This is a genomic window from Arthrobacter sp. 10T419 (assembly GCF_056394105.1).
Genome location: NZ_JBFTHF010000001.1, coordinates 203,940 through 229,840, shown reverse-complemented (window position 1 = coordinate 229,840; position 25,901 = coordinate 203,940). Strand labels below are relative to the sequence as shown.

Genomic DNA, 25,901 nt, shown 5'->3' with positions numbered 1-25,901 from the left:
AGTTCGGAAGGCTCAGCGTGCGGGCCCCGTCGCTCGGCGGGGTCCGCTCACTGGCCGTCCTCTGGTCACGACGCACGCCCGTGATTACGCTGGCGTGTATCCACAGCTTCAGGACCGCAGGAAGTAGGACACCATGGACGAACGGGACATCCTCCAGCGCATCACCGCCCTTGTGGACGAGGAACGTGGGCTCCGGGAACAGGCCGAGTCCGCGAGCGCCGACCACGACCACGTGCCGGACCGGCTTCGGCTCAGGCAGCTCGAGGAGGACCTCGACCAGTGCTGGGACCTGCTGCGGCAACGGCGGGCCAAGAGGCAATACGGCGAGAATCCCGACGATGCGGAGGCCCGCCCGGTCACGCAGGTCGAGGGCTACAACGGCTAGTTCCCACAGCCCCGGTCCCCGGCGGCATCGCCTCTTCTAACCCCGGTTACCCGGCGGAGGTCTTGGCAGCCCCTGCCGCCGGTGCTCCGACTACTTGAGCAGGTCGACGTCGGACACCATGTCGATGTGGGCCAACATGGCTTCGGCAGCGCCTGCGGCATCCTGCTCCCGGATGGCATCCGCAATCTTCCGGTGTGAGGCAATGGACTGCTCGGGGCGCCCCGGTTGTCCGAGGGATTCGATCCGGGTCTCCAGGATCATTTCGGCGATAAAGGCCATCAGCTGGCCCAGGACCGCGGAGTGGGCGGCGGCCGTGACGGCCTGATGGAAGAGTTCATCCCCGCGCGCACCCTTTGAGCCTGCGGCCACCTCCTCGGCCATGACGTCAATCGCCGCGTCAATCGCCTGCATGTCCTGGTCCGTCCGCCGCGCGGCCGCTAGTTCGGCGAGCTTGACCTCCAACGTGCTGCGGGCCTCGACAATCTCGGGAAGCCTGCTGCGGTGTTCGCGCAGGCCCTTGATCACCGCGGGGACGTTGGGGCGGTACACCAGGACGGCTCCGGTGCCGTGCTGGACGTCAATCACGCCAAGCACCTCCAGCGCCACGAGCGCCTGGGCCAGCGTGGCGCGGGAGACCCCGAGCCGTTCGGCCAGGTCCCGCTCGGCCGGCAGGAGGTCGCCGGGGCCCAGTTGGGCCGACTCGATGAAGTCCAGGAGCTGCGCCACGAGCTGCTCGTACAGACGCGGCCTGGACACACGGGAAATCTCCGGGACCTCAGACTTCTTTGCCATCTCCAACATCCTCCCGACGTAGCGACTCCCCCATCCTATCCCTGAGGCGTATTGACAAACTCACCTAGTGTCTAAGAGGCTAGGCCAGTAGTCCTGTAATCCACATCACACTAGTCCCCGGAGGAACAAAGATGTCCGCTCCCGTGCTTTCCATCATCGTCTTGGCGGTGATGTTCCTGCTGGCCACGGTGCTGCCCCTCAACATGGGTGCGCTGGCCTTTGTCGGCGCCTTCCTGCTTGGCTCGGTTTTCCTTGGCATGTCCACCAACGAGATTCTGGCCAATTTCCCCGGCGGGCTGTTCCTGACGATCGTCGGGGTGACCTACCTCTTCGCCATCGCACAGAACAACGGCACCATTGACCTTCTGGTCCGGGGCGCCGTGCGGATGGTGGGCAGCAAGGTCGCCCTCATTCCGTGGGTCATGTTCGCCATCACCGCGCTAATCACCGCCGTCGGCGCCCTGTCCCCGGCCGCCGTCGCCATCATCGCGCCGATCGCCCTGAGCTTTGCCGCGAAGCACAAGATCAACCCGCTGATGATGGGCATGATGGTGATCCACGGCGCCCAGGCAGGCGGGTTCTCGCCGATCGCCGTCTACGGCGTCACGGTCAACGGCATCATCGCCAAGACGGACCTTGCTGCGAGCCCGATGGCTATCTTCCTGGCGAGCTTCTTCTTCAACCTCGTCATCGCGCTCGTGCTGTTCATTGTCCTTGGCGGTAACAAGCTGCTCTCCTCCAAGACCGGCCGGCTCATCGAGCAGGCTGCCGAGACCCGCATGAAAGTCAGCGTCGGCGCCCGCACGGCCGGCGTCACCCTGCAGGGCTCCGGTTCGGACATCTCCCCCGCCAGCGTGTCCGCCAAGGGCAGCAGCGCGGGTTCGTCTGCCGACAGTACCGCCGCCACCTCCGCCGGCGCCCGGGCGACCGTTCCGCAACTGGTCACCGTCCTCGGCCTGATCGCGCTGGCCGTGATCTCACTCGGGTTCAAGGTCGACGTCGGATTCGTCTCCATCACCATCGCCATCATCCTGGCCCTGGTCTCACCCGAGGCCCAGAAGGGGGCAGTGAACAAGATCAGCTGGTCCACCGTCCTGCTCATCTGCGGCATGTTGACCTTCGTCGGCGTGCTCGAAGAGGCCGGCACCATCAAGTTCGTCTCCAACAGCGTCGCCGACCTCGGCATGCCGCTGCTCGCGGCCCTGCTGATCTGCTACATCGGCGGCATCGTCTCCGCCTTCGCCTCCTCCACCGCCATCCTGGCCGCGCTCATCCCGCTGGCAGTCCCGTTCCTGGCCAGCGGCGAAATCGGCGCCATCGGCGTGATCGCCGCACTGGCCGTCTCCTCCACGATCGTGGACGTCTCGCCGTTCTCCACCAACGGCGCCCTGGTGCTGGCCAACGCTCCGGAGGACGTGGACAAGGACAAGTTCTACAAGCAGATCCTCGCCTACAGCGGCGTCGTCGTCGTCGCGGGGCCGGCCATCGCTTGGCTTGTCATGGTTGTCCCCGGCTGGATGTAGCTGCCCCCGGCCGATGCCGGCGCACCCACCGCACACCCTGGAACTGAAAAGAAAAGGATCGATTATGAGCAAGGAATCCGACCTCCCCAACGCTGGCCCGCTGGCCGGCTACCTCGTGGTGGACCTCAGCCGTGCCCTTGCCGGCCCGCACGCCGGGATGATGCTGGCGGATCTCGGCGCTCGGGTAATCAAGGTTGAAAACCCCGGCACCGGGGACGACACCCGCGGCTGGGGACCGCCCTTCGTAGGCCCCGAGGACGACCCGCAGGCCACGTACTTCCTGTCCTGCAACCGCAACAAGGAGTCCATCGCCCTGGATTTGAAGAGCGACGACGGGCGCCAGATCCTGCGGGAACTGCTCACGAAGGCCGACGTCGTGGTGGAGAACTTCCGCCCCGGCGTCCTGGACCGGCTCGGATTCTCGACGTCGGAAATGCATGCGTTGAACCCGGCACTCGTGATCCTGTCGATCACCGGCTTTGGGCATGACGGGCCGGAGGCCGCCCGCAGCGGCTACGACCAGATCCTGCAGGGTGAGGCCGGACTGATGTCCCTCACCGGTTCCGGGCCTGACGATCCCCAGCGGGTGGGGGTGCCGATCGCCGACCTGCTCTCCGGGATGTACGGGGCCTTCGGCACCCTCGCCGCACTGCTGCAGCGCGAAAGGACGGGCAAGGGGCAGATCGTCCGGACCTCCCTGCTTTCGGCCCTGATCGGGGTGCATGCGTTCCAGGGCACGCGGCAGACCGTCGCCGGGGACTTGCCGCAGGCACAGGGTAACCACCACCCATCCATCGCCCCCTACGGGCTGTTCCATTGCCGCCAGGGCAAGGTGCAGATCAGTGTGGGCAGCGAGAAGCTGTGGAAGAGCTTCGCCGGCGCGTTCGGGATCGACACCACCCGGCCGGAGTTCGCCACCAACGCTGACCGGGTGCGTAACCGCGAAAAGGTCATTGAGGCGGTCGAGGACGCCTTTGCCGACTATGAAGCCGAGCCCCTGCTGGCCAGGCTGAACGAGGTGGGCATCCCGGCCGGAAAGGTGCGGCCCCTGGACGAGGTCTACCAGTGGGAGCAGGTCCACTCGCAGGGCCTGGTGATCGACGTCGACCACCAGGTCCTGGGAAAAATCAGCCTGCCCGGCCCCCCGCTGCGGTTCTTCGACCCGGGCGACGCACGGGAGACCACCCTGACATCGCACAGCGCCCCACCCTTGCTGGACCAGGACGGAGGCAACATCCGCCGCTGGCTGGACAGCGCCACGGGCGTCCCGACGGCGGCCGGCGCCCAGGGCCGGGGCGGGCACTGACATGCTGGCAGAGCAGAAGGTCCGACACCTCGATGCCACTGCGCTGATAGCCACGGTGCTGGACCCGGGCTCCTACCGCAGCTGGGACAAACCGGTGACTGATCCGGATCCAAGCCCCGCCTACCGGGCGGAGCTGGCGGCGGCCCGTGAGACATCCGGCGTGGACGAATCAGTCCTCACCGGTGAAGGGTTGATCCGCGGCCGCCGGGTCGCCGTGATCGTCAGCGAATTCCGTTTCCTCGCGGGTTCGATCGGGGCCGCCGCGGCCGAACGAATCGTCCTGGCTGTCGAAAGGGCCACCGCGGAAGGCCTGCCTCTGCTGGCGGGACCTGCGTCCGGCGGCACGCGAATGCAGGAGGGGACGCTGGCGTTCCTGTCGATGATCAAGATCACCGCCGCCGTCCGCGCACACCGGCAGGCGGGCTTTCCCTACCTCGTGTATCTGCGCCACCCCACCACCGGCGGCGTGATGGCTTCCTGGGGTTCGCTCGGCCACATCACCGTGGCGGAACCGGCCGCGCTTCTGGGGTTTCTTGGCCCGCGGGTCTACGAGGCGCTGCACGGCACGCCCTTCCCGGAGAACGTCCAGGTGGCGGAGAACCTCTTCGACAAAGGACTCGTCGACGCGGTGGTTCCGCCGGGGCAACTGCCCGATATCGTCAACCGTGCGCTGGATATCCTCAGCCCCGGCTCCCCGGCGCCGGTGGGTCCGCCGCCGACTCTCAGCGTGGCCCCCTCGGACGCCGGGGCCTGGACCTCGATTGAGATTTCGCGGAATCCCCGCCGGCCCGACCTCCGCCAGCTCCTGGCCCACGGGGCACGGGACGTCCTGCCGCTCAACGGCACCGGCCAGGGCGAGAAGGACCCCGGGCTGCTGCTGGCCTTGGCCCGTTTTGGCGAGAGGTCCTGCGTCGTACTCGGCCACTCGCGGCCGAGGCCGTCGCAGCAGACGGCCATGGGACCGGCTTCCCTCCGTGAGGCGCGGCGCGGCATGCGGCTGGCGGAGGAGCTGGGCCTGCCCCTGCTGACGGTCATCGACACCGGCGGCGCGGCGCTGTCCAAGGAGGCCGAAGAAGGCGGCTTGGCCGGCGAAATTGCCCGGTCCCTCCACGACCTCATCGGCTTGCAGTCGCCCTCCGTCTCGGTGCTGCTGGGGCAGGGCGCCGGAGGCGGTGCGTTGGCGCTGCTGCCGGCCGACCGGACCGTGGCAGCCCAGCATGCCTGGCTGTCCCCGCTGCCGCCCGAGGGGGCAAGCGCCATCGTGCACCGCAGCACCGAGTTTGCGCCGGCGATGTCCGCATCCCAGGGCGTCAACGTCGCGGCCCTGTACGCCAACGGACTAATAGACCACATCGTTGACGAACGCCCCGACGCCGCGTTGGAGGCCCGGGCGTTCTGCCGGCGGATGGGACAGGCAATTGAATACGAGCTCTCCCTCGTCTCGGCCTCCGGGATCGGCGAACTCATTCCGCGCCGGCTCGAAAAATACGCGAATCTGGGCCGCAGGCTCCGCGCCTAGGGCATAGGGAGGGGACGACGGGGGAATGTTCCGCCGTCGTCCTTTCGCTTGCCCGGCCGGCGGTCCATGCTGGTGCCATGCAGATCGCGTTCCTGGGCGACGTCATGCTCGGCCGGCTGGTCAACGACTACCTGAAGACCGCCGGTCCCGCCTATCCCTGGGGTGACACGCTGCCGGTCCTGCGGCGGGCGGACGTGAGGATCGCCAACCTGGAATGCGTGCTGGCCGACGGCGGTAGACCCGAGCCCGGCAAGGTCTTCACCTTCCGCAGCGACCTGAAGAACGTGCGCAGCCTGGTCTCCGCGCAGATCGACCTGGTGTCGCTCGCCAACAACCACGTCCTCGATTACGGTCCGGACGCCCTGCGGGAAATGCTGCCTGCACTGGACCGGCACGGGATCCTGCATGCGGGCGCTGGCACGGACCCGGCCTCGGCCCGGCGCCCGGCCGTCCGCAGGGTCGGCGGCACCGCCGTCGGGTTCGTGGCGTTTACGGACAACCAGCCGGACTGGGAGGCAGCGCCCGGGTCCCCAGGCGTGTACTACGTCCCTGTTGCAGACCGCGGGGAGCGGGTCGGGCAGCTGCTCGAGTTGGTGGAGCGGACCAAGTCGCGAGTCCAGCTGCTCGTCGTTTCGGCGCATTGGGGCGGCAACTGGGGCTCCGGCGCCCCGCCCGAGCATCGCACACTGGCGCGGCGGCTGGTCGACGCGGGCGCCGACGTCGTGTTCGGGCATTCGCCGCATATCTTCCGCGGCGTCGAGGTGTACCGGAACCGGCCGATCATCTACGGCGCCGGGGACTTCGTCGATGACTATGCGGTGGACCCCGAGGAGCGCAACGACTTTTCCTTCATCTTCCTGCTGGAGGCCGACGGCGGGGCGCCGCGGCAGCTGCGCTTGTTTCCCACCCTCATCGCCGACTTCCAGGCCCGGTTGGCAGTCCGAGACGCCCGGGATGTCGCGGACCGGATGTCCCGGCTGTGCGGGGAGCTGGGCACCGGAAGCAGCTGGAATGCCGGCGAAAGGTGCCTGGAAATCCCTCTGGCGTAGCCGCCGCTGCCGCCGGCCGCCGGATGGGGAGTCCGATAGCCCCTGATTAATCCGCGCTGCAGGGCCTACCATATGGACGGGGGGCACTCGAAAAGCACCATGCTTACTGGGAGGCCACGATGTTTACCACTATCCGCAATCTTTTCCCGCACGTGCAAAAAACATTCGTGGATCCCGGCTGGCGCCGTCCCCGGCCCGGCGCTGCTGCTCCCCCGCCGGACGGCACACGGCCGCGGCGCTTCGTGGGCGGACTGGCAGCCCTCCTGCTGGTAACGGGCGGGGGCCTGGCGGCCGCTGCACCTTCTTCCGCCGCCGAACCGGCACAAAGCTACATTGTCGTGCTCAAGGACGGCACCGGCGATGCCGGGGCCTTGGCCGCGGCCCAGCAGGCCAAGTTCGGTTTCAGTGGCTCCAACGTGTACCGGAGCGCTGTGAGCGGCTACGCCGGCACCATGACGGCCAGCCAGGCCAAGAACCTCGCCGCCGATCCCAGCGTCGATTTCGTCACGCTCGGCCGGCACTTCGAGGAGCCCGAAGAGCCCACCACACCCAACACCGAGATCGCTCCGTTGTGGTGGCAACGGATCGGCGGCGATCCGGAAGCGGCCAAGGACGCCGTACGTGCCGGCACTGGCAATGAAAATGGCTCCGCAGTCAATGTGGCGGTCATCGACAGCGGCATCGACGGCAAGCACCCCGACCTGAACGTCCAGGGAGGGATCGACTGCACCTCCGGGAAACCGGTCGAAGTGACGCCCATTGACGTGCTTGGCCACGGCACGTCGGTGGCCGGTGTCATCGGTGCCCGCAACAACGGCTCCGGCATCATCGGCGTGGCACCGGGCACCCCGCTCTGGTCCGTACGGGTCGTCTCCAACACCGGTTCCATCACCGAGGAGAGCCTGATCTGCGCCATTGACTGGGTGACCTCAACCCACAAGGACGACAACGAGGACAACGACATCGCCGTCGCCAATATCAGCATCGGCGGCCCGGGCTCCGACACCGCCAACTGCGGCAAGGGCACCGACCCGATGCACTACGCGATCTGCCGCTCGGTCAGGGCCGGCGTAGCGTACGCCGTCGCAGCCGGAAACTCGGCCGCGGACCTCGCCGGGACGGTCCCCGCGGCCTACCACGAGGTGCTGACCGCGACCGCCATGGCGGACTTCGACGGAAAGCCCGACGGACTCGCTGCCAGCCTGTGCGGCCGTGATGACTGGCGGCGCCTCGGACAGTTGGACGACCGGCCGGCGTTCTTCTCGAACTTCGCCGTCAACGCCAGGGACAAGGAGCACACGGTCGCCGCGCCGGGTGTGTGCATCCTGTCCACCGTGCCCGGTGGCTACGGCGTGAACCATGGCACCAGCTTCGCCAGTCCGGCAGTGGCAGGCGCAGTGGCCCTGTGCATCGACCAGGGAGCCTGCCAAGGATCGGGCGCGGAGGTCACCCAGCAGTTCCTGGACACCGCCGAGTCGTACAACAGCCGGCACCCGGACTTCGGGTTCATTGGAGATCCGCTCCGGCCGGCCGGTGCGAAGTACTACGGCTATCTGACTCAAATCACCCGGCTCTGAGGCGCCGCCGCAGCCACGCTGTCCGTTTCGACGGTTCCCTGCCGAATCGACGTTTGGATACGTCGAGGGTGCACGGAACCGTCGAAACGGCGGAGCGGGAGCCGACGGTGGGTCAGGCCACCGGAGCGCCTGCGAGCCGGCCGGCCGGCGGCTCCGCCGCGACGCCGGCGTCGTTCGGATAGATCATCTCTGCGGGCGCGTTGGAGTTGCGCTTGGCCAGGGGGTAGAACACCAGGGCGGTGACCACAAGGCCCACCAGCCAAGAGATGTCGGATCCACCCAGCACCTTGGTCATCGGGCCGGTGTAGAGCGTCTGCGCCAGGAACGGAATCTGGGCGGCGATGCCGATCGCGTAGGAGATCAGCGCCGTTTTGTTCCACCGTCCGTAGCGGCCGTTCGGGTCGTACAGGGCCGGGATGTCGACCTTTTCCTTGGAGATCAGGTAGTAATCCACGAGGTTGATGGAGCTCCAGGGAATGAAGACCATAAGCAGCAGCAGCACGAAGTTCTTGAAGTTGGCGAGGAAGTCCGGGGAGGCCAGCATGGCGATCAGCACGGTGAGTCCGATGAAGCCGATCACGTAGGCGAACCGGGTCCGCGACGGGGCGGCGGTCTTGCGGGTGAAGGCCGTGACGGACGTCAGCATGGTCATGTAGCCGCCGTAGGCGTTCAGGGTGTTGACTGTCAGCTTCCCGGTCACAATGACCAGGTAGATGACGACGGCGATCAGGCCGCCGCCGCTGAGGTTGCCCAGGAAGGCAACCTGGCCGTCCAGGAACCGCTGGCCCTTGGGCAGCGCCAGCGACGCGAACAGCGCGCCGAGCGTCATGGACCACTGGGAGCCCAGCACGGTGCCGAGGAAGGCGGCCAGGAAGGTCTTCCGTGCCGGGGTTTTCGAGGGCAGGTAGCGCGAGTAGTCCGCGACGTAGGGACCGTAGGTCAGCTGCCAGCCGGCGCCCAGCGAGATGGCGAGCAGGAAAGTGGGGAACTCGAAGGTGCCGGAGGCGAGAAGGGCCCCGACGTCCTGGCTCGCGAAGAGCCGGATGCCAAGGTAGGTGAAACCCAGTACGCCGATGACGGTCGAGATGCGGCCCAGCACGTGGATGTACTTGTAGCCCAGCGTGGCCACAAGCACCGTTAGCGCGCCGAAGATCACCATGCCCACGGCGGGGGTTCCGGTGCGGGTGATTTGATCAATGGCCTGGCCTGCGAGGACGGTACCGGTCGCCGCGAAGCCGAGGTACATGATGATGACGAGCACCAGCGGAATCACCGCCCCGAAGACGCCGAACTGGGCCCGACTGGAGATCATCTGCGGCAGGCCGAGCTTCGGTCCCTGGGCCGCGTGCAGAGCCATCACCGCGCCGCCGAGCAGATTACCGATCAGAAGCCCCAGGATTGCCCAGAGCGCATCGGCGCCGAACAGCACGGCAAGGGCGCCGTCGACGATCGCCGTAATCTGCATGTTCGCCCCGAACCACAGCGTGAACTGCTGCCCGGGAGATCCGTGGCGTTCATTTTCCGGAACGAAGTCGATGGAGCGGCGCTCGACGCGCCCCCCGGCGGTTTCCGTTCGTGTCGAAGCTTGCATGCTCGTCCTCACTAGAAATCTGGGTGGGTTTGTCCGTCCATCTGAGCACGTCCCGTGATCTGCATCACGGGGGTAGCCGGCGCTTGTGTCCGGGATTCCGGACAGTTGGCAGACTGATGCCCACGCTCCCGCCCGATTCTTCCGCAGCCGGCCGGCACCCGTTTCGACGGTTCCCTGCCGGTTCGACGGTAGGAAACGTCCGGTGTGCACGGAACCGTCGAAACGGCTGGGAAACCGCGCCGGATAGCCGCCGTTTACCTCCCCGAAACAAACCCGACACGTGCCCTTCACGAAGGGACGATTTCTGTAACTTCCCCGCAACGTTGCGCCCGACTGCCTGAAACACGCCGCCGGGAGGATTGAACCCGGTTGGGGACCGGCGGCGAGGTGTCCCGGTACGGCGATTTGTTGGAAGGGAACGCAGGTGGAACTCACCGCGGGAAACGTCTGGATCATGTTCTCGGCAGCCCTAGTGCTGCTGATGACCCCCGCCCTCGGGCTCTTTTACGGCGGCATGACCCGGGCCAAGGCCTCCCTGAACATGATCATGATGAGCTTCGTCTCGGCCGGCATCGTGGGTGTCGTTTGGGTACTCTGGGGCTACTCGATGACCACCGGCAAGGGCTTCCTGGGCATCTTCGGGGACCCCTTCGCCGACTTCGGGCTGGCCAGGCTCATGGGCTCCCCCGATCTGCTCAAGGCCGGCTTCAGCGCAACCTTCGCGATCATCACCGTCGCCCTGATCAGCGGCGCCATCGCCGACCGCGCCAAGTTCACCGCCTGGGCGCTCTTCGTTCCGGTTTGGATCACCGTCGTCTACTGCCCGCTGGCCTTCATGGTCTGGGGCGGCGGGCTGATGAGCGCCGGCGGGGCCGTGAGCTCCGTCTTCGGCCAGGTGATCGACTTCGCCGGCGGCACCGTGGTGGAAATCAGCTCCGGCACCGCCGCCCTGGTCCTGGTCCTGATCGTGGGCAACCGCCACGGATTCGGCAAGGACCCGGCACACCGCCCGCACAACATTCCGTTCATCATGCTCGGCGCCGGGATCCTCTGGTTCGGCTGGTTCGGCTTCAACGCCGGTGCCGCGACGACGGTGGAACAGGCGGGCCTGATCTGGGTCAACACCCTCGCCGCCCCCGCGGCCGCCATGCTGAGCTGGCTCGTGGTCGAAAAGGTCCGCCACGGCCACCCCACCTCGCTCGGTGCGGCGTCCGGCGTGGTGGCCGGCCTCGTCGCGATCACTCCCTCCTGCGCCAACGTCAGCCCGCTCGCCGCCGTCGGACTGGGCCTGGTGGCCGGCGCCGCCTGCTGCGTGTTCGTGGACCTGAAGTACAAGTTCGGCTTCGATGACTCGCTCGACGTCGTCGGCGTCCACCTCGGCGGCGGGCTGATCGGCACGCTCGCGCTCGGCCTCATCGCCCTGCCGGCGGACGGACATGGCGGAGGGCTCTTCTACGGCGGCGGCCTGCACCAGCTGGTCGCCCAGACGGTCGCCGTGCTGATCACTGTCACGCTGTCCGGCCTGGCCACGGCGGTCATCGGGCTCGCGATCCACAAGGCCGTCGGTTTCCGTGTCAGCCACGAAGCCGAGGTGGCCGGCGTGGACCGCTCCGAGCACGCCGAAACCGCCTACGAATTCGACGGTCTGGCCCACAGCCGCTTCAACCCGTTCGGCCACCACGCCCAGGCGCACCACGCCGCCGCTGCACCGCACGGCCAGCAGGAGCGCGTCAAGGAAGACAGCCTCGCCTAAGCGCGGCCGGGCACGGAGCACGGCCGAATCAACCGCCTGACAGAATGGCCTCATGGAACTCGCCCTCGGACTGCTGGTTCTCGTGGCCGTTGTCTGTGCCGGCAGCGCACTGGGCCGGAAGCTCAACGTTTCCGTTCCCCTGCTGCTGGTGCTGGCCGGCGTCGCGGGGTCCTTCCTCCCCTTTGTCCCGCGCATTGAGCTGAACCCGGAGCTGGTCCTCGTCGGGCTGTTGCCCCCACTGCTTTACGCCGCCGCCTTGCGGACCTCGCTCTTCGATTTCGGTTCCAACCGCCGCGCCATCGCGCTGCTCTCGGTGGGCTACGTCATCTTCGGAACCCTCGCCGTCGGCTTCGTGGTCTGGTGGCTGTTCCCGGAAATCCCGCTGGCCGCCGCGATCGCCCTCGGCGCCGTCGTCGCACCGCCGGATGCCGTGGCCGCGACGGCCATCGCCCGGAAGGTGGGCATGCCCCGCCGGATTGTTACCATCCTGGAGGGCGAATCCCTGGTCAACGACGCCACCGCGCTGGTCTGCCTGCGCGCCGCCATCGCGGCGATCGCCGGGACCGTGTCCGCGGCCGGGATCGCCGGCGGCTTCCTGCTCGCGGCCGGCGGCGGGCTGGTGGTCGGCCTGGCTGCCGCCTACGTGCTGACCGAGCTCCGCAAGCGGATCCGCAACGTCGCGATCAACACCTCGACGTCGCTGATGGCCCCGTTCGTCGCCTACCTTCCGGCCGAGGCGATCCACGCTTCCGGTGTCCTCGCCGTCGTCGTCACCGGGCTCGTAATGGGAACCAAAGCGCCTTCCATGCCCAACGGCGCGGCCCGGCTGAGCCAGCGAAGCAACTGGAACACGGTGCAGTTCCTGCTGGAAAACTCCGTGTTCCTGCTGATCGGACTGCAGGTCCGGACCATCATCGAGGGCATCCAGGACGACTCGCTTGGCGCCGGCCGGATCTGGGCGGGCTGCGCGGTGATTCTGCTGGCGGTGTTGCTGCTCCGGCCGGTGTGGGTCTTCCCGGCGACATACCTGCCCCGGCTGATTCCGAGCGTGCGGCGCGATGACCCGGCGCCGCCGTGGCAGTTCGCCGCGATCGTGTCCTGGGCCGGGATGCGCGGGGTGGTGACGCTGGCCGCGGTGCTGGTGCTGCCCGCGGACCTGGAGCACCGGTCCGTGCTGATCCTGGCCGCGATGGTGGTGGTCGGCGGGACGCTGGCGTTGCAGGGCTTCACCCTGCCGGCACTGGTCCGGCTGCTCCGGGTCCAGGGCCCGGACCAGCGCGAGGATGCCCTGAACCAGGCGTCCCTGATGCAGCTGGCCACCGCGGCCGGGGTGGAGCGGCTGCAGGAACTGCGCACCGACAACGACCCGCCGGAGGTGGTGGCCATGCTCAAGCGGCGCACCCAGGAGCGCGGGCTGGCGGCCTGGGAGCGGCTCGGCCGGCCGACGTCGGAGGCCGCGACCCCCAGCCAGCGCTATGCCCAGCTGCGGCTCGCCATGCTGGAAGCCGAACGGGCCAAGGTGCTGGAACTGCGGCGCGGCGGCGCCTACGCCCACGAGGTTCTCAGCGAGGTCCTGGACCGGCTCGACGTTGAGGAATCCATGCTGGACATCTCGCTTGAGGAGCTGGACACCCCCGCCGAGGGCGGCGGCGAAGGGATCGCGAGGCCCGGCGGGGTATGCGGCCACCTCGAGTCCGCACCCGACCCCGACGTTCCCCGCGAGCCCTTCTGCGCGGACTGCCGCCGCGAAGGCACGACGCCGGTGCACCTCAGGATGTGCCTGGCGTGCGGGAACGTGGGCTGCTGCGATTCCTCCCCCGGCACGCACGCCTCCCGGCACTTCGAAGCGACCGGCCACCCCGTCATGCGCAGCATCGAACCGGGCGAGGACTGGCGCTGGTGCTACGAGGACGACCTGCTCGGGTGATGCCAAGTCCGCCCGCCGCGCGTACCCTCGGTTTGTGGACATTGTTGAGTTTCTGTCCGAGCGCATTTCCGAGGACGAGGCGGCGGCCCGGACACTCCTCAGCGACCGGACCGTCTCCAAATCCGGCGAATGGTACGAACAACGGCTGCTGCTCGAATGCGAGGCAAAGCGGAGGCTGATCGGCGTCGTCGAAGCGGCCCGGCAGTCGGCGCTGGCCTCGATGGTCAGCGACTCACTCCAGGAGGCCCACTGGGCGCCGCGGTCGCTGGACTGGATGGAGCGCTCCCTGCAGGCCCTGGCGTTGCCCTATTACGACCACCCGGACTTCGAGCAAGGCTGGTTGCACCCCTGAACTGCGGCCCGCCACGCCCGGCCCGCGTCCCCTGAAATATCCGCGCCCGGGATGCCGTTAGCCCGAATATGACAACAATCGGAATCATCGGTGCAGGACACATTGGCAGCCAGCTCGCCCGGAAGGCGGTCCAGCTCGGCTACGACGTCGTGATCAGCAACTCCCGGGGGCCGGAAACCCTGGCGGAACTCGTCGCCGAACTGGGCCCGCACGCCCGCGCGGCAACCGCGGCGGAGGCTGCGGCGGCCGGCGATTTCGCCGTCGTCACGGTCCCGCTGAAGAACATCAAGGACATCCCGGCGGAACCGCTGGCGGGCAAGATCGTGGTCGACACGAACAACTACTACTGGGAGCGCGACGGACGGTTCCCGGCGCTCGACAACGGCGAGGCCACCACCTCGGGGCTGCTCCAGGAGCACTTGCCCAAATCCAAGGTCGCCAAAGGCTTCAACCACATCATGTCCACCCAGATCGCCACCGACGGCTCCCCGGCCGGCACGGAGAACCGCCGCGCACTGGCCACCGCGAGCGACTTCCCGGAGGCGGCGGAGCTTGTGACGCGGCTCTACGACGAGTTCGGCTTCGACACCGTCAACATCGGCCCGCTCTCCGAAAGCTGGCGCGTGGAACGGGACCGCCCGGCCTACGTCGTCCGCCAGAATGCGGCCGAACTGCGGGAAAACCTGGCGAAGGCGCCGCGCACCGTCCGCGCGCACTAGCCCGCCGAGGTGACAGTTCACGGCAGTGTTCGGCCTGGACACTGCTGTGAACTGCCACTTCGCGCAGCCTGAACGGCCGGGTTCACCGTGGCGTGCGGCCGAGGGACGGCGCCCGCTTCGGCCAGGCAACAACCAGCAGCCACACGGACCACACCAGGATCAGGGCTATTCCTGCCAGCGTGGGAATGGTGTTTGCCGCCGAGAATCCCTCGGAGCCGATGATCCAGCCCTGGGCAAGGTAGGCCAGCCCGGAGACCGCCATCGGATATCCGGCCAGTCGGGCGGCCCCGCCCGCGCCGACAACCACGGCGCCGGTCAGGACCAGCGCGGCGCCCAGCACATAGCTCTGGTAGCTCCGCATGCCCCACTCCAGCCACCGGACACCCTCGGCGGTCGCAAAGCGGGCTGCCTTCTCCGGTTCCGCCGCGGCAGCCCAGGCGTCCACGGCCTGCTTGAGGGCCACCCCGTCGACGGCCTGCAGCGCGGCGTACAGCGCCAGCGCGGTCACGGCCGCAACAGCACCGAACCGCGCCGCCCAGGCAATCGGCCCCTCCGGCGCCTTCAGCATCATCAGCAGGACCAGCAACCCGGCGACCAGAAGCGCCATACCGGCGAACTGACCCAGGTGGACCGCGGTCCAGATGCCGCTTCGGGCGTACTCGGCGAAGGTCGCCGGGTGGTCGTTCGCGCTGGCCGAATCGGCATGAAACAGCCCGGCAACCACGGAGACCGCGAAGCCGGCAAACGCCAAGGCGGAGCCCAGGCGCAACCGGGCAGGTGGCGGCTGCCGCGGCTCGGCCGAATCCGCCGGCCGCGGGCTTTGGCTGCCCTCGGTTCCCAACTTTTTCATGGGCATCGCCCGCCTCGTGCCGACGCGCAATTGCGCGATGGGTTCTTCTAATCGCAGGCTACGCTGGTTGGACGCCCGGGACCACAGCGTTCTAGCCGCGCTTCCAGAGCCGGCGCCACCAAGGCCGTTGCGGTTCCGGCTCGGCCGGGGCCACGACGGCGGCCCGGGCCGCCCGGCGTTCGCGCCAGCGGGCCACCTCGGCGTCGACGCCGCGGGTCTTGGTGATGACCGGCGGGCCGCCTTGGAGCTGCCGGCGGGCGTCGATCACGCGGGCGTTGAAGTCGGCCAGGATATCGCGCACCTGCTTCTCCGTGAACTGGGCATCCAGGCGGGCGTCGAGTCCGGCGTCCTCCGTGCGGAGCAGGATCGCCGTCGGGCCCAGGCCGGTGATGTTCTCGCGCTGGAGCAAACCCTTCACCCACCAGTCCGGGTCGTAGACTTCGCCGAGGCCCGGGATGGGTTTGCCCGCGTACTTCAGGTTGTCGAACTTCCCCTGCGCCATGGCGTCGCGGATCAGGTATTCGGCCTTGGCCGCGTCGTCTACCTTTGCGCGTTTTTGCCTGAGTTCCTCCTCGGCGGCGCTCAACTCGTCGTTCTCCTGGACCGTGCTGCCGCTGGCCCGGATGGAGCGCAACTCGGCCGCCCGTTCCACCCGGCGCCGGAACGCCGAGCCTCCCCCGCCGCTCATGAGCCACCGTCCTTCCCGGCTGCCGGAATCCCAAATCTGGGTTCAAGTATGCGCAAATCAAGGCGGCGGCAAAAGGTGCGGCAGCGATGAGACGGGAACCTAACCCCCCGGTAACGCGGCGTTAATCCGCCCGTGCGAGGCTGGTGACTTCGGATTAGCACAGAACCCTTCCTGCACAGCAGATCCCAAGGAGTCTCAGCCGTGAACAGCCAAGAGCACAATCCGTCCGACAGCCCCCTGCCCTCCAGCGGCGGCGCTTCGCCCCACGAGCTGAGCAGCACGCACGTCACCCATGTCCGGGAAGACGTGGCCATGGCCGGCCGCTGCGCCAACGTCCATCTGCCCACCGGGCGCACCTGCACCCTGCCGGTCCGCCACCCGGGCGCGTGCAGCTTTGTCGAGCCCGAGGAAGCGGAGACCATCGCAGTTCACTAGGCTCGCAACCGCGCGGGCACCCCGCGAAAACGGCCCCGCAAAAACGGCCCGCCCGCGGCACAGCCGCAGTTTTCTGCAAGGAAAAACGGCACCCTCAGCCGGGCGCGCCGCCCCGCAGCTATGATCAGATTTTTAGCAGCCGATCTAGCTGAGGGAGATCAGGTGCCCCGTGAGGCCCTGCGGCTGCGCTCCGAAAGCGCGCCGTCTGAAGAACCACCCGCCGCCAACACCAGTGCGGCACCGCCATCCCGCCCTGCGCCACTCGACGCCACGTCGCTGACCCGAGCGGGTATTGCCGGCTGGGCCGCCCGGCTGGGACCCCCCGGGCCGGAGGCGCCCAGGTCCCGTCGGCTGGCCCACGTGGGCGGCATCGCCGCCATCGCTGCCCTGGTCCTGTACCTGGCCTGGCGCCTGCTGTTCACGCTGCCGTCTGGCGAGTGGAACCTGACCATCGCCTGGATTCTGTTGACCTTCGAGGCCCTGCCGCTGGCCGGCCTGATCCTGAAGGCGTGGTCCGTGTGGAACATCGACAGCCACCCGCCGGCCCCTGTGGCCGAAGCCCCCAACGGCATGCGGGTGGCAGTCCTGATCCCCACGTACAACGAGCCCATCGAAGTCCTAACGCCCACGGTGGCGGCGGCCTGTGAGCTTGCCCCGGCGCACGAAACGTGGGTTCTCGACGACGGTGACCGGCCCTGGGTGGAGGAAATGTGCGCGGCCTACGGCGCCCGGTATGTCCGCCGCGAGGTCCACGACCATGCCAAGGCCGGCAACATGAACCACGCCCTGGGCCTTATGGCCGCAGACCGTGCCGCGGGCGGCCCCGGCATAGACATCATTGCGGTGCTCGACTGCGATCATGTTCCGCTTCCGACTTTCCTCACCGCTACCCTGGGCTGGTTCGAAGACCCAGAGGTCGCCCTGATCCAGGGTCCGCAGTCGTTCTACAACGGCGGCGCATTCGACGACGACGGCATCACCGGCGAGCAGGGCACTTTCTTCAACGTCCTCATGGCCTCCCGTAACGTCCCCGGCGCAGGACCGTTCTGGTGCGGGTCGACGTCGTTGTTGCGTGTGAGTGCGCTGGAAGAGGTGGGCGGCGTCGCCACCGAAACCATCACCGAGGACATGCACACCACGCTGAAACTCATCCGGCGCGGCTGGCGGACCGTCTACCACCACCAGACCCTCGCCGTCGGGCTTGCACCGGCGACGCCGGACCAGTACCTGCTGCAGCGCCGGCGCTGGGGCATGGGGGCGATGCAGATCCTCGTGCACGAGAAATTGTGGGCTGCAAAGGGCTGGATGTCGTGGCGGAATTACCACGAGTACCTCAACGGCACGCTGTGGTGGCTGGAGGGCATCGCAACGCTTGTGGCCTTCCTGATTCCGGTCCTGATCATGGTTTCCGGGGCGCAGACCTCCACCGCCGGGCCCCTTTTGTTCCTCGGGGTCTTCCTGGTCATGTTCACAGTGCGGCTTTGGGGTTCGAAGCAACTCATGCGGAACGAAATCCACTGGCCCACAGCCTTCGCTTTGCGGATCTTCCGCGTACCGGTGGGCCTGGCATGTTTCTGGTGGCTTATGTCCCGCAACGTCCTCGAGTTCCAGGTCACGCCTAAGGGAGCCGCGGATTCACGGCTCCGCGGCCGCACGCCACGCATCCTGATCGTGATGGTTGTCCTGATCACCGCAGTCATTCTCTACGCTGCGGCCGGGCTGGCCGGACTGGTTCCCTGGCGCACCACGGCAGGTTCCACGGTGGCGTCGGGCGCGTGGCTGGTGCTGGCCGGCGCTGTTCTGGTTCTGGGCACACGGCGGATCCGGGCCGTCGAATTCGCCACCTCCCGCCGCAACGCCTATCGCGTGGAAGTCGCGGCGCCGGTGGAGGCAGCGGGCACCAGGGGTGAACTTCTGGACATTTCAGTGGGTGGCGCGGCCGTCCGTTTCCCGCACGGAACACTTCCAGCGTCCGGCGTGATCATGCTCCGGCTGCCGGAGGCGGACCCGGTCCCGCTGCGGGTCGTCAGACTCACGGAGCAACCGGACGGATCCCAGGTCGCCTCCCTGCGGGCAGCCGACGACGACTGGGCCGTCCACCGTGCGCTCTCGCTGTGGATCTTCCACACGCCCGCCGGGGCGCTGCCCGAATTCCCGCCCGGAGTACCCGCTGCCGCGTCCCTGCGGGGGCGCTGACAACAGGCCCCTTGGCCCCTCGCCGCGCACAGCGAGATGACAGTTCGCGGCAGTGTTGCGCCCAAACATTGCCGCGAAGTGCCATCTCGGGGGCTTTTCAGTTGTTCAGGCAGAGCACGAAGCCGGGGAAGACATGGCGGCCGGGACGCCCGCCGACGACGTCGATCGCCCGGCCGAGCTCCCGCAGCTGCTCTACCGACATCTGCAGCGGCGGTTCGTCCGGCTGGTGGGTGGTGTAGATCGGGTAGTCGGCGCCGGGTTCCCGAGACATTTCGATGTGGCAGCCGATGACATGGCTGACGGGGTGCGTGGCGCAGAATCGGATCAGCCGGTCGATCGTGTCCACAAACGCCGGCCAGTCGTGGATGTAGAGGCGCCCGGGGTAAACGGTGTCTCCGGTGAGCAAGATGCCGGTGTACGGGTCGTAGAACGTGACGGCGGCGCTGTGGTGTCCCGGGCTGGGCCAGCACTCCAGGACCCGGCCGCCCAGGTCCACCCGGGACCGCCGGTCTGCGGCGCCTGCGGGACCGCCGGCGGGACCGCCGTCGTCGTCCTCAAATCCGAAGAACTCCCACGCGCTGCGCTGCTCAGCATCCACCACAAGGGTGCCCGGCCGGCCCGCGAACTGGGCATCGCCCGCAACATGGTCACCGTGCGGATGGGTGTGCAGGACCAGCAGCCCATAGCCCTCACGGGGGTGCGCGGCCAGCCAGGTGTCGATCAGTCCGTCGACGACGCGGCGCAGCGGGAAGAACTCCGCGGAGGCCGTGGCGCCGGTGTCGATCAGCACGGCCCGGGCATTGCCGAACAGCAGGAACATGAACGGCGCCTCGTAATTGACCGCCATGTTCTGGCGCAGCACGAAGGTGTGCTCGTCATAGGCGTGCACCTGGATATCGGGGTCCGTGTTGTGTTTCGCCGACTCCGAGCCGTGGATCCAGGACACGTTGAGGCCACCGGGCCGGGGCACTTCGGCGGTGAAGTCGATCGCTGCGGAGGCTCCCATGGCTACAGTCCCGGCAGGACTTGTTCGCGGACCTGCTTGCGGAGGATTTTGCCGAGCATGGAGCGGGGAAGATCCGGCACCGGGACGATCCGGCGCGGGACCTTGTAGCCGGCGAGGTGCTCGCGGCAGTGGGCGCGGAGGGCGTCTTCGTCCAGTGCGGTGCCCGGTTCAAGTTCGACGGCGGCCACCACCATTTCTCCGCCGCGCTCCAGCGGCTTGCCCACGACGGCGGCGTCCCTGACATCCGGGTGCAGGCGCAGCACCGCTTCCACCTCGGTGGGCGACACATTGAAACCGCCGGTGATGATGAGTTCCTTGGCCCGGTCCACCACGGTGGTGAAGCCGTCCGGGTCCACGGTCACGACGTCGCCGGTGCGCAGCCAGCCGTCGGCGGTGAGGGTTTTCGCGGTTTCCTCGGGGTTGTTCCAGTAGCCCTGGAAGACCTGCGGGCCCTTGATCAGCAGCTCGCCAGGCTGGCCCTGGGGGACCTCCACGGTCGGGTCGTCGACGTCGACGACCTTCATCAGGGTCGACGGGAACGGCACGCCGATGGTCCCGGTGCGGCGGGTGGGGTGGAAGGGGTTGCCGAGCGCCACGGGGGAGGATTCGGTCATGCCGTAGCCCTCCACCAGCAGGCCGCCGGAGACGGATTCCCAGAGCTCCACGACATGGTCCGGCAAGTTCATGGCGCCGGAGATGCAGTACTTGCAGGAGCGCAGCGAGACGCCCTTCTCCTTCGCGGCCATCGCGGTGCGCTCGTAGATCGGCGGGACCGCGCAGTACACGGTGGCGGGCGACTTCTTCATCGCGTCCAGCACCAGGTCCGGGTCGAACTTGGGGAAGAGGACCAGCAGGCCCTGCTTGCGGATGCCGTAGGTCAGATACAGCGTCATGCCGAAGGCGTGGAACATCGGCAGGATCGCGTAGAACACTTCCTTGCGGTACTCCGCGCCGGCCATCCAGGCTTCCCCCTGCAGGGCGTTGGAGTACAGGTTGAAGTGGGTGAGCATCGCACCCTTGGGCCGCCCGGTGGTGCCCGAGGTGTACTGGATCGCGGCGAGGTCGTTCACCGAGGGACGCGGGTGCGCGGGGTCGATCCTGCCGTGGCCCAGGAGCTGCTTCCACGGCGTGGTTCCCGGCGCTGGGGCGGTCAGCGAGGCCCGCGCTTCGCGCAGCTTCTTGACCGGCAGGGCGAAGGCCAGGCGCTTGGCCGCAGGGAACGCCTCAAGCAGGTTGACCGAGACCACGTGGTCGATTTCGATGTCTGCGGGGAACTCGCGGATGGCGGCGGCGGCCTTGTCCCAGGCGATCACGACGCGGGCCTGGTGGTCCTCGAACTGGTGCCGCAGTTCGCGGGAGGTGTACAGCGGGTTATGTTCGACGACGACGGCGCCCAGGCGCAGCACCGCGTAAAAGGCGACGACGTGCTGCGGGCAGTTCGGCAGGATCAGCGCGACCCGGTCGCCGGCCCGGACACCAAGTCGGCGAAGCCCCTCGGCGGCCCGGTCCACCTGCTCGCCGAGCTCCGAGTAGCTGGTCCGGCGGCCGAAGAATTCCAGCGCGGGGGCGGTTCCGGCCTCGGCCACGGACCGCTCCAGCATCGCGACGAGCGACTCCGTGGGCAATTCGATCTCGGCCGGGACGCCCGGCTGGTAGTTCTTCACCCAGGGCTGCTGGTCGGTATGCTCCATGCCCACATCATTTCGCGAACTTCGGGCTGAGGGCGAATCCCGGGCCCCGCCCACCCAACTAGCTGGCAGTAGTTGTCGTTATGAGCCCTCAAAACGTCAACTACTGCCAGTCAGTTGGGCGTCCTACAGGGCGGACCAGCCGCCGTCGGACGCAAGGATGGCACCGTTGACGTTGGTGCCGTCGTCGCTGAGCAGGAAGATGATCGAGGCCGCCAGCTGCGCCGCTGTGGCCGGGGTCGGGATGTTGGCGCCCATCAGCGGGCCCAGCCGCTCGGCGGCCAGCTGGGAGCCCCAGTCGGCGACGATGTTGGTGATCGTTGCCCCGGGCGCCACCGCGTTGAAGCGCAGCCCCTTCGGCCCGTACATCACCGTGGAGTTCTTGGTAAGGCCGACGACGGCGTGCTTGGACGCGGTATAGGCGGCGCCGGCGGCGGACCCCCGCAGGCCGGCCTCGGAAGTCACATTCACCACGGAGCCGGTGCCGGCCTCGAGCATCAGCGGCACTACGGCGCGGGTCAGGCGCATCAGGGCGGTGACGTTGATCCGGAAGACCCGCTCCCAGACGGCGTCGTCCACCTCGTGGATCGGGGCGAAGTTGTCCATGATGCCTGCGACGTTCGCGAGTGCGTCCACGCGGCCGCCCGCGGCGGCCACGACGGCGGCGACCGTTTCCTCGGTGGAGATGTCGCCAGCCACCGGCACAAGATCCAGACCCGCGTTCCGGGTCACGAGGTCATCCAGACGTTCCTTGCTGATGTCCGCCGCGATGACCTTGCCGCCCTCCTTCGCGACGCGCAGCGCGGTGGCCAGGCCGATGCCGGAGCCGGCGCCCGTGACGATGACGGTCCTGCCGGCAAAACGGCCCGGAGTGATGGTTTCCTGCCATGAAGCTTCGTTGCCCATGATGTCCTTCCAGACGTAGATGACGGTGACGACCGCGCAAGGTCCCGCCGTCGTAGTTTGACGGGAGGGCGCACGGTTGTCCACAGTGGGTCAGTGCTCTTGAACGTTGAACAAAGCGCCCCGGGCACCCGTGCCCCCGGCACCCGCCCGCCGCGGCAGCAGATTGCGGCCCTCGTCGGTTTTCTGGCGGCTTCCTTGGCCGTATCGCTAATCGGTTCGCTGCCGATCAGGATGAACAGCGACTGGTACGCGGCCGCGGACACGGCGCCGTGGACCCCGCCGGGGTGGATGTTCGGCTCGGCGTGGCTGGTACTTTACGCGGCCATGGCCGTGGCGGCGTGGCTGGTGTGGCGGCAACGGCTCTTCCCGCGCCGCGAGGCGCTCAGAGTCTACGGCGGGCTGCTGCTGCTGAACCTTTTGTGGCCGCTGATGTTCTTCGGCCTTTATCCGGTGATGGGCACCGCGGCCCTGTGGCTGGCGCTGCTTGTGATCGCCGCCCACGCCGCGTTTGCGACCGTGGCCGTGCTGCACTTCGGGCCGATCAGCACGACGGCCGGGGTGCTGATGCTGCCCTACGTTTCGTGGCTGGTGTTCTCGGCCAGCCTGAACCTGTACGCGGCCTTGAACAACTAGGTCAAAGCCAAAGGACGACGGCGGGCTGAGTTCCGCCGTCGTCCTCCCGTTTAGCGCTGTGGCGCGTTCGCCCGTCGCTCAGGCGTTGGCGTGCTCGGCGAGGATCGCGTCCACCTGGCCGAGGGCGCCCTTCATGCCCTCCTCCATGCCCATGGCGACGATCTTCTCCATCTGCTCCTCCGTCTCGAACGTGGACAGCACGGTCATCCGGGTGCGGTCGCCGGTCGGCTCCAGCGTCACGACGCCATGGATCGTGCCCATCTCGGCCACCGGCTCGCCATTGTCGTCCGAGAAGCCGTCGTCGAACTCCAGGCCGCGAGGGGCATCGATGGCGACAAAGCGCCACCAGCCGCGGGCTTTCTCCCCGTCCGGTCCCGTCATGTAGTAGCTCGCCTCGCCGCCGGGGACAAAGTCGTGCTTCTCGAAGGTGGCCGGCCAGGTGGGCGGCCCCCACCAGCGCTCGAGCTGGCGCGGATCCGCCCAGATCTGCCAGACGCGCTCGACGCCGGCGTCGAACTCCGCGACGACGCTGAGGCTCAGGGCCTCAAGATTCTTGACTGAACTGATGACTGTCATGTCGAACCCTTCCTATGCTTCTGCTCCGCTGGTTTCTGCCTTGCCTGCTGACTTCTCGTTGGCTTGTGGATCCGCTTGGCCCAGCAAGTCGGCGATCCGTTCGGTCCGCTGCCGCCAAATGACCTCGTACTCATCGAGCAGACTGCGGGCCTTGTACAAGCCCGCGTGGTTGGCCCGCACAATCTGCTCCCTTCCGCGCTTCTCCTTGGTCACCAGGGAAGCGCGTTCCAGCACCGCCACATGCTTCTGTACGGCGGCGAAACTCATGGCGTAGAGCGCGGCGAGCCCGGAAACGGAGTACTCCCCCACCGTCACGCGGCGCACGATGTCGCGGCGGGTCGAGTCGGCGAACGCCTGGAACAAGCGGTCGACTGCTTCGTCACTCAACTGATCTACAACCATTTGGTTGTAGAATAGGCCCGCGCCAAAGGAGTGTCAATGGGTGGCCGTGCGCCTCACCCCAGGAACGTCCGGTGGATGTCGCTGCCGTAGCGGCCGATGATGTCCCGCTTGGCTCTCCTGAAAGCTTCGAGGTCTCCGGCGTGGCCGTGCTGCTCCACGCGGCGCCGGGCTAGCTCGTCCGCGATCACGTCCAGGAAGAGTTCGGCCAACAAAAGGCGCGCCGAATCGCGGAAGCGTCCGCGGCCGTCAACGTACAGCTGGACCGTGGGCGCAGCGGTATTGATGATGACCTTCCGTTCGTCCACGCTGTAGACGGCACGGTCGGCACTGTTGTGCAGGCTGCGAAACTCGTAGCCGGTGAAGAGGTCGACGCCGTGGTCCCGGCTCGGGCGGCGGGCCTCCGGGTGCGCCGCCGGCTGCACCGGCGCATCGGCGGGCACCGCATGATGCGGGGGCTGGTCGGCACTGCGGTGCGAGGCGTGTTCGGCGATGACGATTTCGCACAACGCCCAGTAGTCGCCGGCCCGGACGGTCACCTGGCCCCGTTCGTCCGGCCGCTCCCCCGTCACGGTCCATTCGAGCCGCCGCGCCTCCCCCAGCGCGCCGACGGCGATCGGGACAGGTTCCGGTTCGATCCGCAGCGTGCCGGGCAGGTCCACCTCGAACGTGAGCATTCCGTCGGGCAACCGGGCCGGATCCAGCAGCAGGGAAACACGGAACGGATGCCCCGGCGGACGGTAGTAGAAGGGGGTGGTGAAGCGCAACGCCGCGGGCCGCTCCCCCGCAGGGAAGCCGCCACCGGGCGCCGGGGAGGTTTCCAGCCCCAGGTCGACGACGGCGGCCTCGTTCATGTGCTGCAGCAGGTGCTCGATCATTTCGGCGGTGCGCCCGGAGGTGGTGGCGCGCTCAAGATGCGTGAGCTTTTCCTTCTCGGCCTGCACGGCGCCGGCGATCATCCGGCTGACCGCCTCGGAAAACGCCGCCACAAAGGGGTCCCGGGGGTTCAGTCCCTCGCGTTCGTCGCTGATGATCGCCCGGCCGCGGCCCAGCATCCCGGTCAGCGCGTCACAGGATACGACGCCGAAGAGGTATTCGGTGCCCACCTGGTTTTCGAACGCGAACAGCTGGCAATCCAGTGCGGCCATCCCGGACAGAACGACGAGGCCGTTGGTGCGCTCGTCTCCCTTGAGTGTCAGCTCGGTCCCTGTGGCACGTTTCAACGTCAGGGTGAACGGATACGCCCGGCCTTCAAAGCTGACGCTTCCGCCCTGCTCCGGGCCGAGCAGCAGGTCCGCCGGCGGCTCCTGGAACCTTACCGGCTCGCTTCTGTGCTCGCCCGATCCGGGCTGGCCGTGCTCCAGCTCCACGCTGCGCCGGCCCAGCACCGCACGCAGGTAGAAGTTGTCGGACAGGGACTGCAGCAGGGTGCTGTACTGGGTGATCCGGACGCGGGGATTGTCGACGACGATGCTCACCCGGGTGCCGCTGGCAGCCGGTGCTTCGTCGATCCCCAGCCGGGCGTAGTCGGCCGGGAACGCGCGGCGGTCCTCGCCGCCGTCGTCGTAGAGGTAGCCGCCGTTCTCGCCACGGAAGACGTCGATCCGGGTGAAGCGGCCGCCCTGGATGGTCTCGATCCAACCGTGGCCCAGGCCGAAGATCGCTTGCTTGAGGCCGCGGCCGAAGTAGCCGCGGCCATCACCCTCGCCGCGCGCGAGCGGGCTGTGCGCGCCGCCGTAGCTGAGGATCCGGCCGGCCTGATCGAAGGACATCCCTTCCGCCTGGTCGCTGACCATCAGCACGGCCCCGGTGAGGTGCCGCTCGTACCGGACATGGATCCGGCCACTGACGTGGGTGCCGGCCTTTTCGAGCCGCGCGTAGCTGTCGTCACTGTTGGTAATCAGCTCCACGAGCGCTTTCTCCACCGAGGCGAAGCGCCGAGAGTCGATCCCGATCACGCGCTGGTCCACTTGGATTTCGGCAACCGTCATGCTGATTCCCTCGCTCACAACTGAAGTTGTTGCTGGCCGT

The 25,901-nt window shown here is 68.0% G+C and carries 23 protein-coding genes; 13 read left to right on the top strand and 10 right to left on the bottom strand.

Features of this window, described 5'->3' with window-relative positions; translation table 11 throughout:
* Positions 1–133: 133 nt before the first annotated feature.
* On the top strand, positions 134–385 hold the full coding sequence (locus AC1DBD_RS01095; RefSeq protein ID WP_441416748.1) for a DUF2630 family protein: 252 nt from the start codon (positions 134–136) through the stop codon (positions 383–385).
* Positions 386–475: 90 nt separating this feature from the next.
* Here AC1DBD_RS01095 and AC1DBD_RS01090 read toward each other — a convergent pair whose 3' ends face one another.
* The gene (locus tag AC1DBD_RS01090; RefSeq protein WP_476981256.1) at positions 476–1,177 is read right to left on the bottom strand and encodes a FadR/GntR family transcriptional regulator; all 702 of its coding nucleotides are present in this window, start codon (positions 1,175–1,177) and stop codon (positions 476–478) included.
* Between the two features lie 131 nt (positions 1,178–1,308).
* On the opposite strand from AC1DBD_RS01090, the gene AC1DBD_RS01085 reads away from it, so the two are divergent.
* The 5 genes from AC1DBD_RS01085 (at position 1,309) to AC1DBD_RS01065 (ending at position 8,151) form a co-directional block, all read left to right on the top strand.
* Complete coding sequence (locus AC1DBD_RS01085; protein WP_476981255.1) at positions 1,309–2,700, top strand: SLC13 family permease; 1,392 nt, start codon at positions 1,309–1,311, stop codon at positions 2,698–2,700.
* A 64-nt stretch (positions 2,701–2,764) separates the two neighbouring features.
* Positions 2,765–4,006 carry a CaiB/BaiF CoA transferase family protein gene (locus AC1DBD_RS01080; protein ID WP_476981254.1) on the top strand — a complete coding sequence of 414 codons (1,242 nt, stop codon included), beginning with the start codon at positions 2,765–2,767 and terminating at the stop codon, positions 4,004–4,006.
* 1 nt (position 4,007) lies between these two features.
* Positions 4,008–5,525 (top strand): carboxyl transferase domain-containing protein, encoded by a 1,518-nt coding sequence (locus AC1DBD_RS01075; RefSeq protein WP_476981253.1) that lies wholly within the window; start codon positions 4,008–4,010, stop codon positions 5,523–5,525.
* Between the two features lie 77 nt (positions 5,526–5,602).
* A complete protein-coding gene (locus tag AC1DBD_RS01070) occupies positions 5,603–6,574 on the top strand; it encodes a CapA family protein (RefSeq protein WP_476891978.1) in 972 nt (323 codons plus the stop codon).
* Between the two features lie 119 nt (positions 6,575–6,693).
* On the top strand, positions 6,694–8,151 hold the full coding sequence (locus AC1DBD_RS01065) for a S8 family peptidase (protein ID WP_476981252.1): 1,458 nt from the start codon (positions 6,694–6,696) through the stop codon (positions 8,149–8,151).
* Positions 8,152–8,263: 112 nt separating this feature from the next.
* Here the strand turns inward: AC1DBD_RS01065 and AC1DBD_RS01060 are convergent, their stop codons facing one another.
* A complete protein-coding gene (locus AC1DBD_RS01060; protein ID WP_476981251.1) occupies positions 8,264–9,742 on the bottom strand; it encodes a purine-cytosine permease family protein in 1,479 nt (492 codons plus the stop codon).
* A gap of 424 nt (positions 9,743–10,166) precedes the next feature.
* Between AC1DBD_RS01060 and AC1DBD_RS01055 the strand changes: the two genes are divergently transcribed.
* The 4 genes from AC1DBD_RS01055 (at position 10,167) to AC1DBD_RS01040 (ending at position 14,493) form a co-directional block, all read left to right on the top strand.
* Positions 10,167–11,495 (top strand): ammonium transporter, encoded by a 1,329-nt coding sequence (locus tag AC1DBD_RS01055; protein ID WP_476981250.1) that lies wholly within the window; start codon positions 10,167–10,169, stop codon positions 11,493–11,495.
* 52 nt (positions 11,496–11,547) lie between these two features.
* Positions 11,548–13,422 (top strand): Na+/H+ antiporter, encoded by a 1,875-nt coding sequence (locus AC1DBD_RS01050; RefSeq protein ID WP_476981249.1) that lies wholly within the window; start codon positions 11,548–11,550, stop codon positions 13,420–13,422.
* A 34-nt stretch (positions 13,423–13,456) separates the two neighbouring features.
* Positions 13,457–13,774 carry a DUF6221 family protein gene (locus AC1DBD_RS01045; RefSeq protein WP_175323884.1) on the top strand — a complete coding sequence of 106 codons (318 nt, stop codon included), beginning with the start codon at positions 13,457–13,459 and terminating at the stop codon, positions 13,772–13,774.
* 68 nt (positions 13,775–13,842) lie between these two features.
* Positions 13,843–14,493, top strand: coding sequence for an NADPH-dependent F420 reductase (locus AC1DBD_RS01040; protein WP_476981248.1), 651 nt, complete (start codon positions 13,843–13,845; stop codon positions 14,491–14,493).
* Between the two features lie 82 nt (positions 14,494–14,575).
* Here the strand turns inward: AC1DBD_RS01040 and AC1DBD_RS01035 are convergent, their stop codons facing one another.
* Together AC1DBD_RS01035 and AC1DBD_RS01030 are read right to left on the bottom strand one after the other, a co-directional pair.
* A complete protein-coding gene (locus AC1DBD_RS01035; RefSeq protein WP_476981247.1) occupies positions 14,576–15,343 on the bottom strand; it encodes a hypothetical protein in 768 nt (255 codons plus the stop codon).
* Between the two features lie 91 nt (positions 15,344–15,434).
* Entirely contained in the window at positions 15,435–16,031 is a 597-nt protein-coding gene (locus AC1DBD_RS01030; RefSeq protein ID WP_476981246.1) for a DnaJ family domain-containing protein, read from the bottom strand.
* Between the two features lie 201 nt (positions 16,032–16,232).
* Here AC1DBD_RS01030 and AC1DBD_RS01025 point away from each other — a divergent pair, with 201 nt between their 5' ends.
* Positions 16,233–16,466, top strand: a complete 234-nt coding sequence (locus tag AC1DBD_RS01025; RefSeq protein WP_476909300.1) for a hypothetical protein — start codon at positions 16,233–16,235, stop codon at positions 16,464–16,466.
* Positions 16,467–16,628: 162 nt separating this feature from the next.
* Positions 16,629–18,662 carry a glycosyltransferase family 2 protein gene (locus AC1DBD_RS01020; RefSeq protein WP_476981245.1) on the top strand — a complete coding sequence of 678 codons (2,034 nt, stop codon included), beginning with the start codon at positions 16,629–16,631 and terminating at the stop codon, positions 18,660–18,662.
* A gap of 97 nt (positions 18,663–18,759) precedes the next feature.
* On the opposite strand, the gene AC1DBD_RS01015 is transcribed toward AC1DBD_RS01020, so the two are convergent.
* From AC1DBD_RS01015 to AC1DBD_RS01005, 3 genes are all read right to left on the bottom strand, one after another.
* Complete coding sequence (locus AC1DBD_RS01015; protein ID WP_476981244.1) at positions 18,760–19,668, bottom strand: MBL fold metallo-hydrolase; 909 nt, start codon at positions 19,666–19,668, stop codon at positions 18,760–18,762.
* A 2-nt stretch (positions 19,669–19,670) separates the two neighbouring features.
* Positions 19,671–21,359 carry a long-chain-fatty-acid--CoA ligase gene (locus AC1DBD_RS01010; protein ID WP_476981243.1) on the bottom strand — a complete coding sequence of 563 codons (1,689 nt, stop codon included), beginning with the start codon at positions 21,357–21,359 and terminating at the stop codon, positions 19,671–19,673.
* A 123-nt stretch (positions 21,360–21,482) separates the two neighbouring features.
* A complete protein-coding gene (locus AC1DBD_RS01005) occupies positions 21,483–22,262 on the bottom strand; it encodes an SDR family NAD(P)-dependent oxidoreductase (protein ID WP_476981242.1) in 780 nt (259 codons plus the stop codon).
* A 93-nt stretch (positions 22,263–22,355) separates the two neighbouring features.
* Between AC1DBD_RS01005 and AC1DBD_RS01000 the strand changes: the two genes are divergently transcribed.
* Positions 22,356–22,895, top strand: coding sequence for a TspO/MBR family protein (locus AC1DBD_RS01000; protein ID WP_476981241.1), 540 nt, complete (start codon positions 22,356–22,358; stop codon positions 22,893–22,895).
* Between the two features lie 78 nt (positions 22,896–22,973).
* Here the strand turns inward: AC1DBD_RS01000 and AC1DBD_RS00995 are convergent, their stop codons facing one another.
* From AC1DBD_RS00995 to AC1DBD_RS00985, 3 genes are read right to left on the bottom strand one after another with little or no spacing between them, the layout of a single operon-like run.
* A complete protein-coding gene (locus AC1DBD_RS00995; protein ID WP_441416729.1) occupies positions 22,974–23,471 on the bottom strand; it encodes an SRPBCC family protein in 498 nt (165 codons plus the stop codon).
* 12 nt (positions 23,472–23,483) lie between these two features.
* Positions 23,484–23,873, bottom strand: coding sequence for an ArsR/SmtB family transcription factor (locus AC1DBD_RS00990; RefSeq protein ID WP_476909295.1), 390 nt, complete (start codon positions 23,871–23,873; stop codon positions 23,484–23,486).
* A gap of 53 nt (positions 23,874–23,926) precedes the next feature.
* The gene (locus tag AC1DBD_RS00985; RefSeq protein ID WP_476909294.1) at positions 23,927–25,861 is read right to left on the bottom strand and encodes an ATP-binding protein; all 1,935 of its coding nucleotides are present in this window, start codon (positions 25,859–25,861) and stop codon (positions 23,927–23,929) included.
* Positions 25,862–25,901: the final 40 nt, after the last annotated feature.

What these genes read in the sequence shown, in the direction of transcription:
- AC1DBD_RS01095 (WP_441416748.1), top strand. Translation starts at nt 134, where the DNA reads ATGGACGAACGGGACATCCTCCAGCGCATCACCGCCCTTGTGGACGAG.
- AC1DBD_RS01090 (WP_476981256.1), bottom strand. Translation starts at nt 1,177, where the DNA reads ATGGCAAAGAAGTCTGAGGTCCCGGAGATTTCCCGTGTGTCCAGGCCG.
- AC1DBD_RS01085 (WP_476981255.1), top strand. Translation starts at nt 1,309, where the DNA reads ATGTCCGCTCCCGTGCTTTCCATCATCGTCTTGGCGGTGATGTTCCTG.
- AC1DBD_RS01080 (WP_476981254.1), top strand. Translation starts at nt 2,765, where the DNA reads ATGAGCAAGGAATCCGACCTCCCCAACGCTGGCCCGCTGGCCGGCTAC.
- AC1DBD_RS01075 (WP_476981253.1), top strand. Translation starts at nt 4,008, where the DNA reads ATGCTGGCAGAGCAGAAGGTCCGACACCTCGATGCCACTGCGCTGATA.
- AC1DBD_RS01070 (WP_476891978.1), top strand. Translation starts at nt 5,603, where the DNA reads ATGCAGATCGCGTTCCTGGGCGACGTCATGCTCGGCCGGCTGGTCAAC.
- AC1DBD_RS01065 (WP_476981252.1), top strand. Translation starts at nt 6,694, where the DNA reads ATGTTTACCACTATCCGCAATCTTTTCCCGCACGTGCAAAAAACATTC.
- AC1DBD_RS01060 (WP_476981251.1), bottom strand. Translation starts at nt 9,742, where the DNA reads ATGCAAGCTTCGACACGAACGGAAACCGCCGGGGGGCGCGTCGAGCGC.
- AC1DBD_RS01050 (WP_476981249.1), top strand. Translation starts at nt 11,548, where the DNA reads ATGGAACTCGCCCTCGGACTGCTGGTTCTCGTGGCCGTTGTCTGTGCC.
- AC1DBD_RS01040 (WP_476981248.1), top strand. Translation starts at nt 13,843, where the DNA reads ATGACAACAATCGGAATCATCGGTGCAGGACACATTGGCAGCCAGCTC.
- AC1DBD_RS01035 (WP_476981247.1), bottom strand. Translation starts at nt 15,343, where the DNA reads ATGAAAAAGTTGGGAACCGAGGGCAGCCAAAGCCCGCGGCCGGCGGAT.
- AC1DBD_RS01030 (WP_476981246.1), bottom strand. Translation starts at nt 16,031, where the DNA reads ATGAGCGGCGGGGGAGGCTCGGCGTTCCGGCGCCGGGTGGAACGGGCG.
- AC1DBD_RS01015 (WP_476981244.1), bottom strand. Translation starts at nt 19,668, where the DNA reads ATGGGAGCCTCCGCAGCGATCGACTTCACCGCCGAAGTGCCCCGGCCC.
- AC1DBD_RS01010 (WP_476981243.1), bottom strand. Translation starts at nt 21,359, where the DNA reads ATGGAGCATACCGACCAGCAGCCCTGGGTGAAGAACTACCAGCCGGGC.
- AC1DBD_RS01005 (WP_476981242.1), bottom strand. Translation starts at nt 22,262, where the DNA reads ATGGGCAACGAAGCTTCATGGCAGGAAACCATCACTCCGGGCCGTTTT.
- AC1DBD_RS00995 (WP_441416729.1), bottom strand. Translation starts at nt 23,471, where the DNA reads ATGACAGTCATCAGTTCAGTCAAGAATCTTGAGGCCCTGAGCCTCAGC.
- AC1DBD_RS00990 (WP_476909295.1), bottom strand. Translation starts at nt 23,873, where the DNA reads ATGGTTGTAGATCAGTTGAGTGACGAAGCAGTCGACCGCTTGTTCCAG.
- AC1DBD_RS00985 (WP_476909294.1), bottom strand. Translation starts at nt 25,861, where the DNA reads ATGACGGTTGCCGAAATCCAAGTGGACCAGCGCGTGATCGGGATCGAC.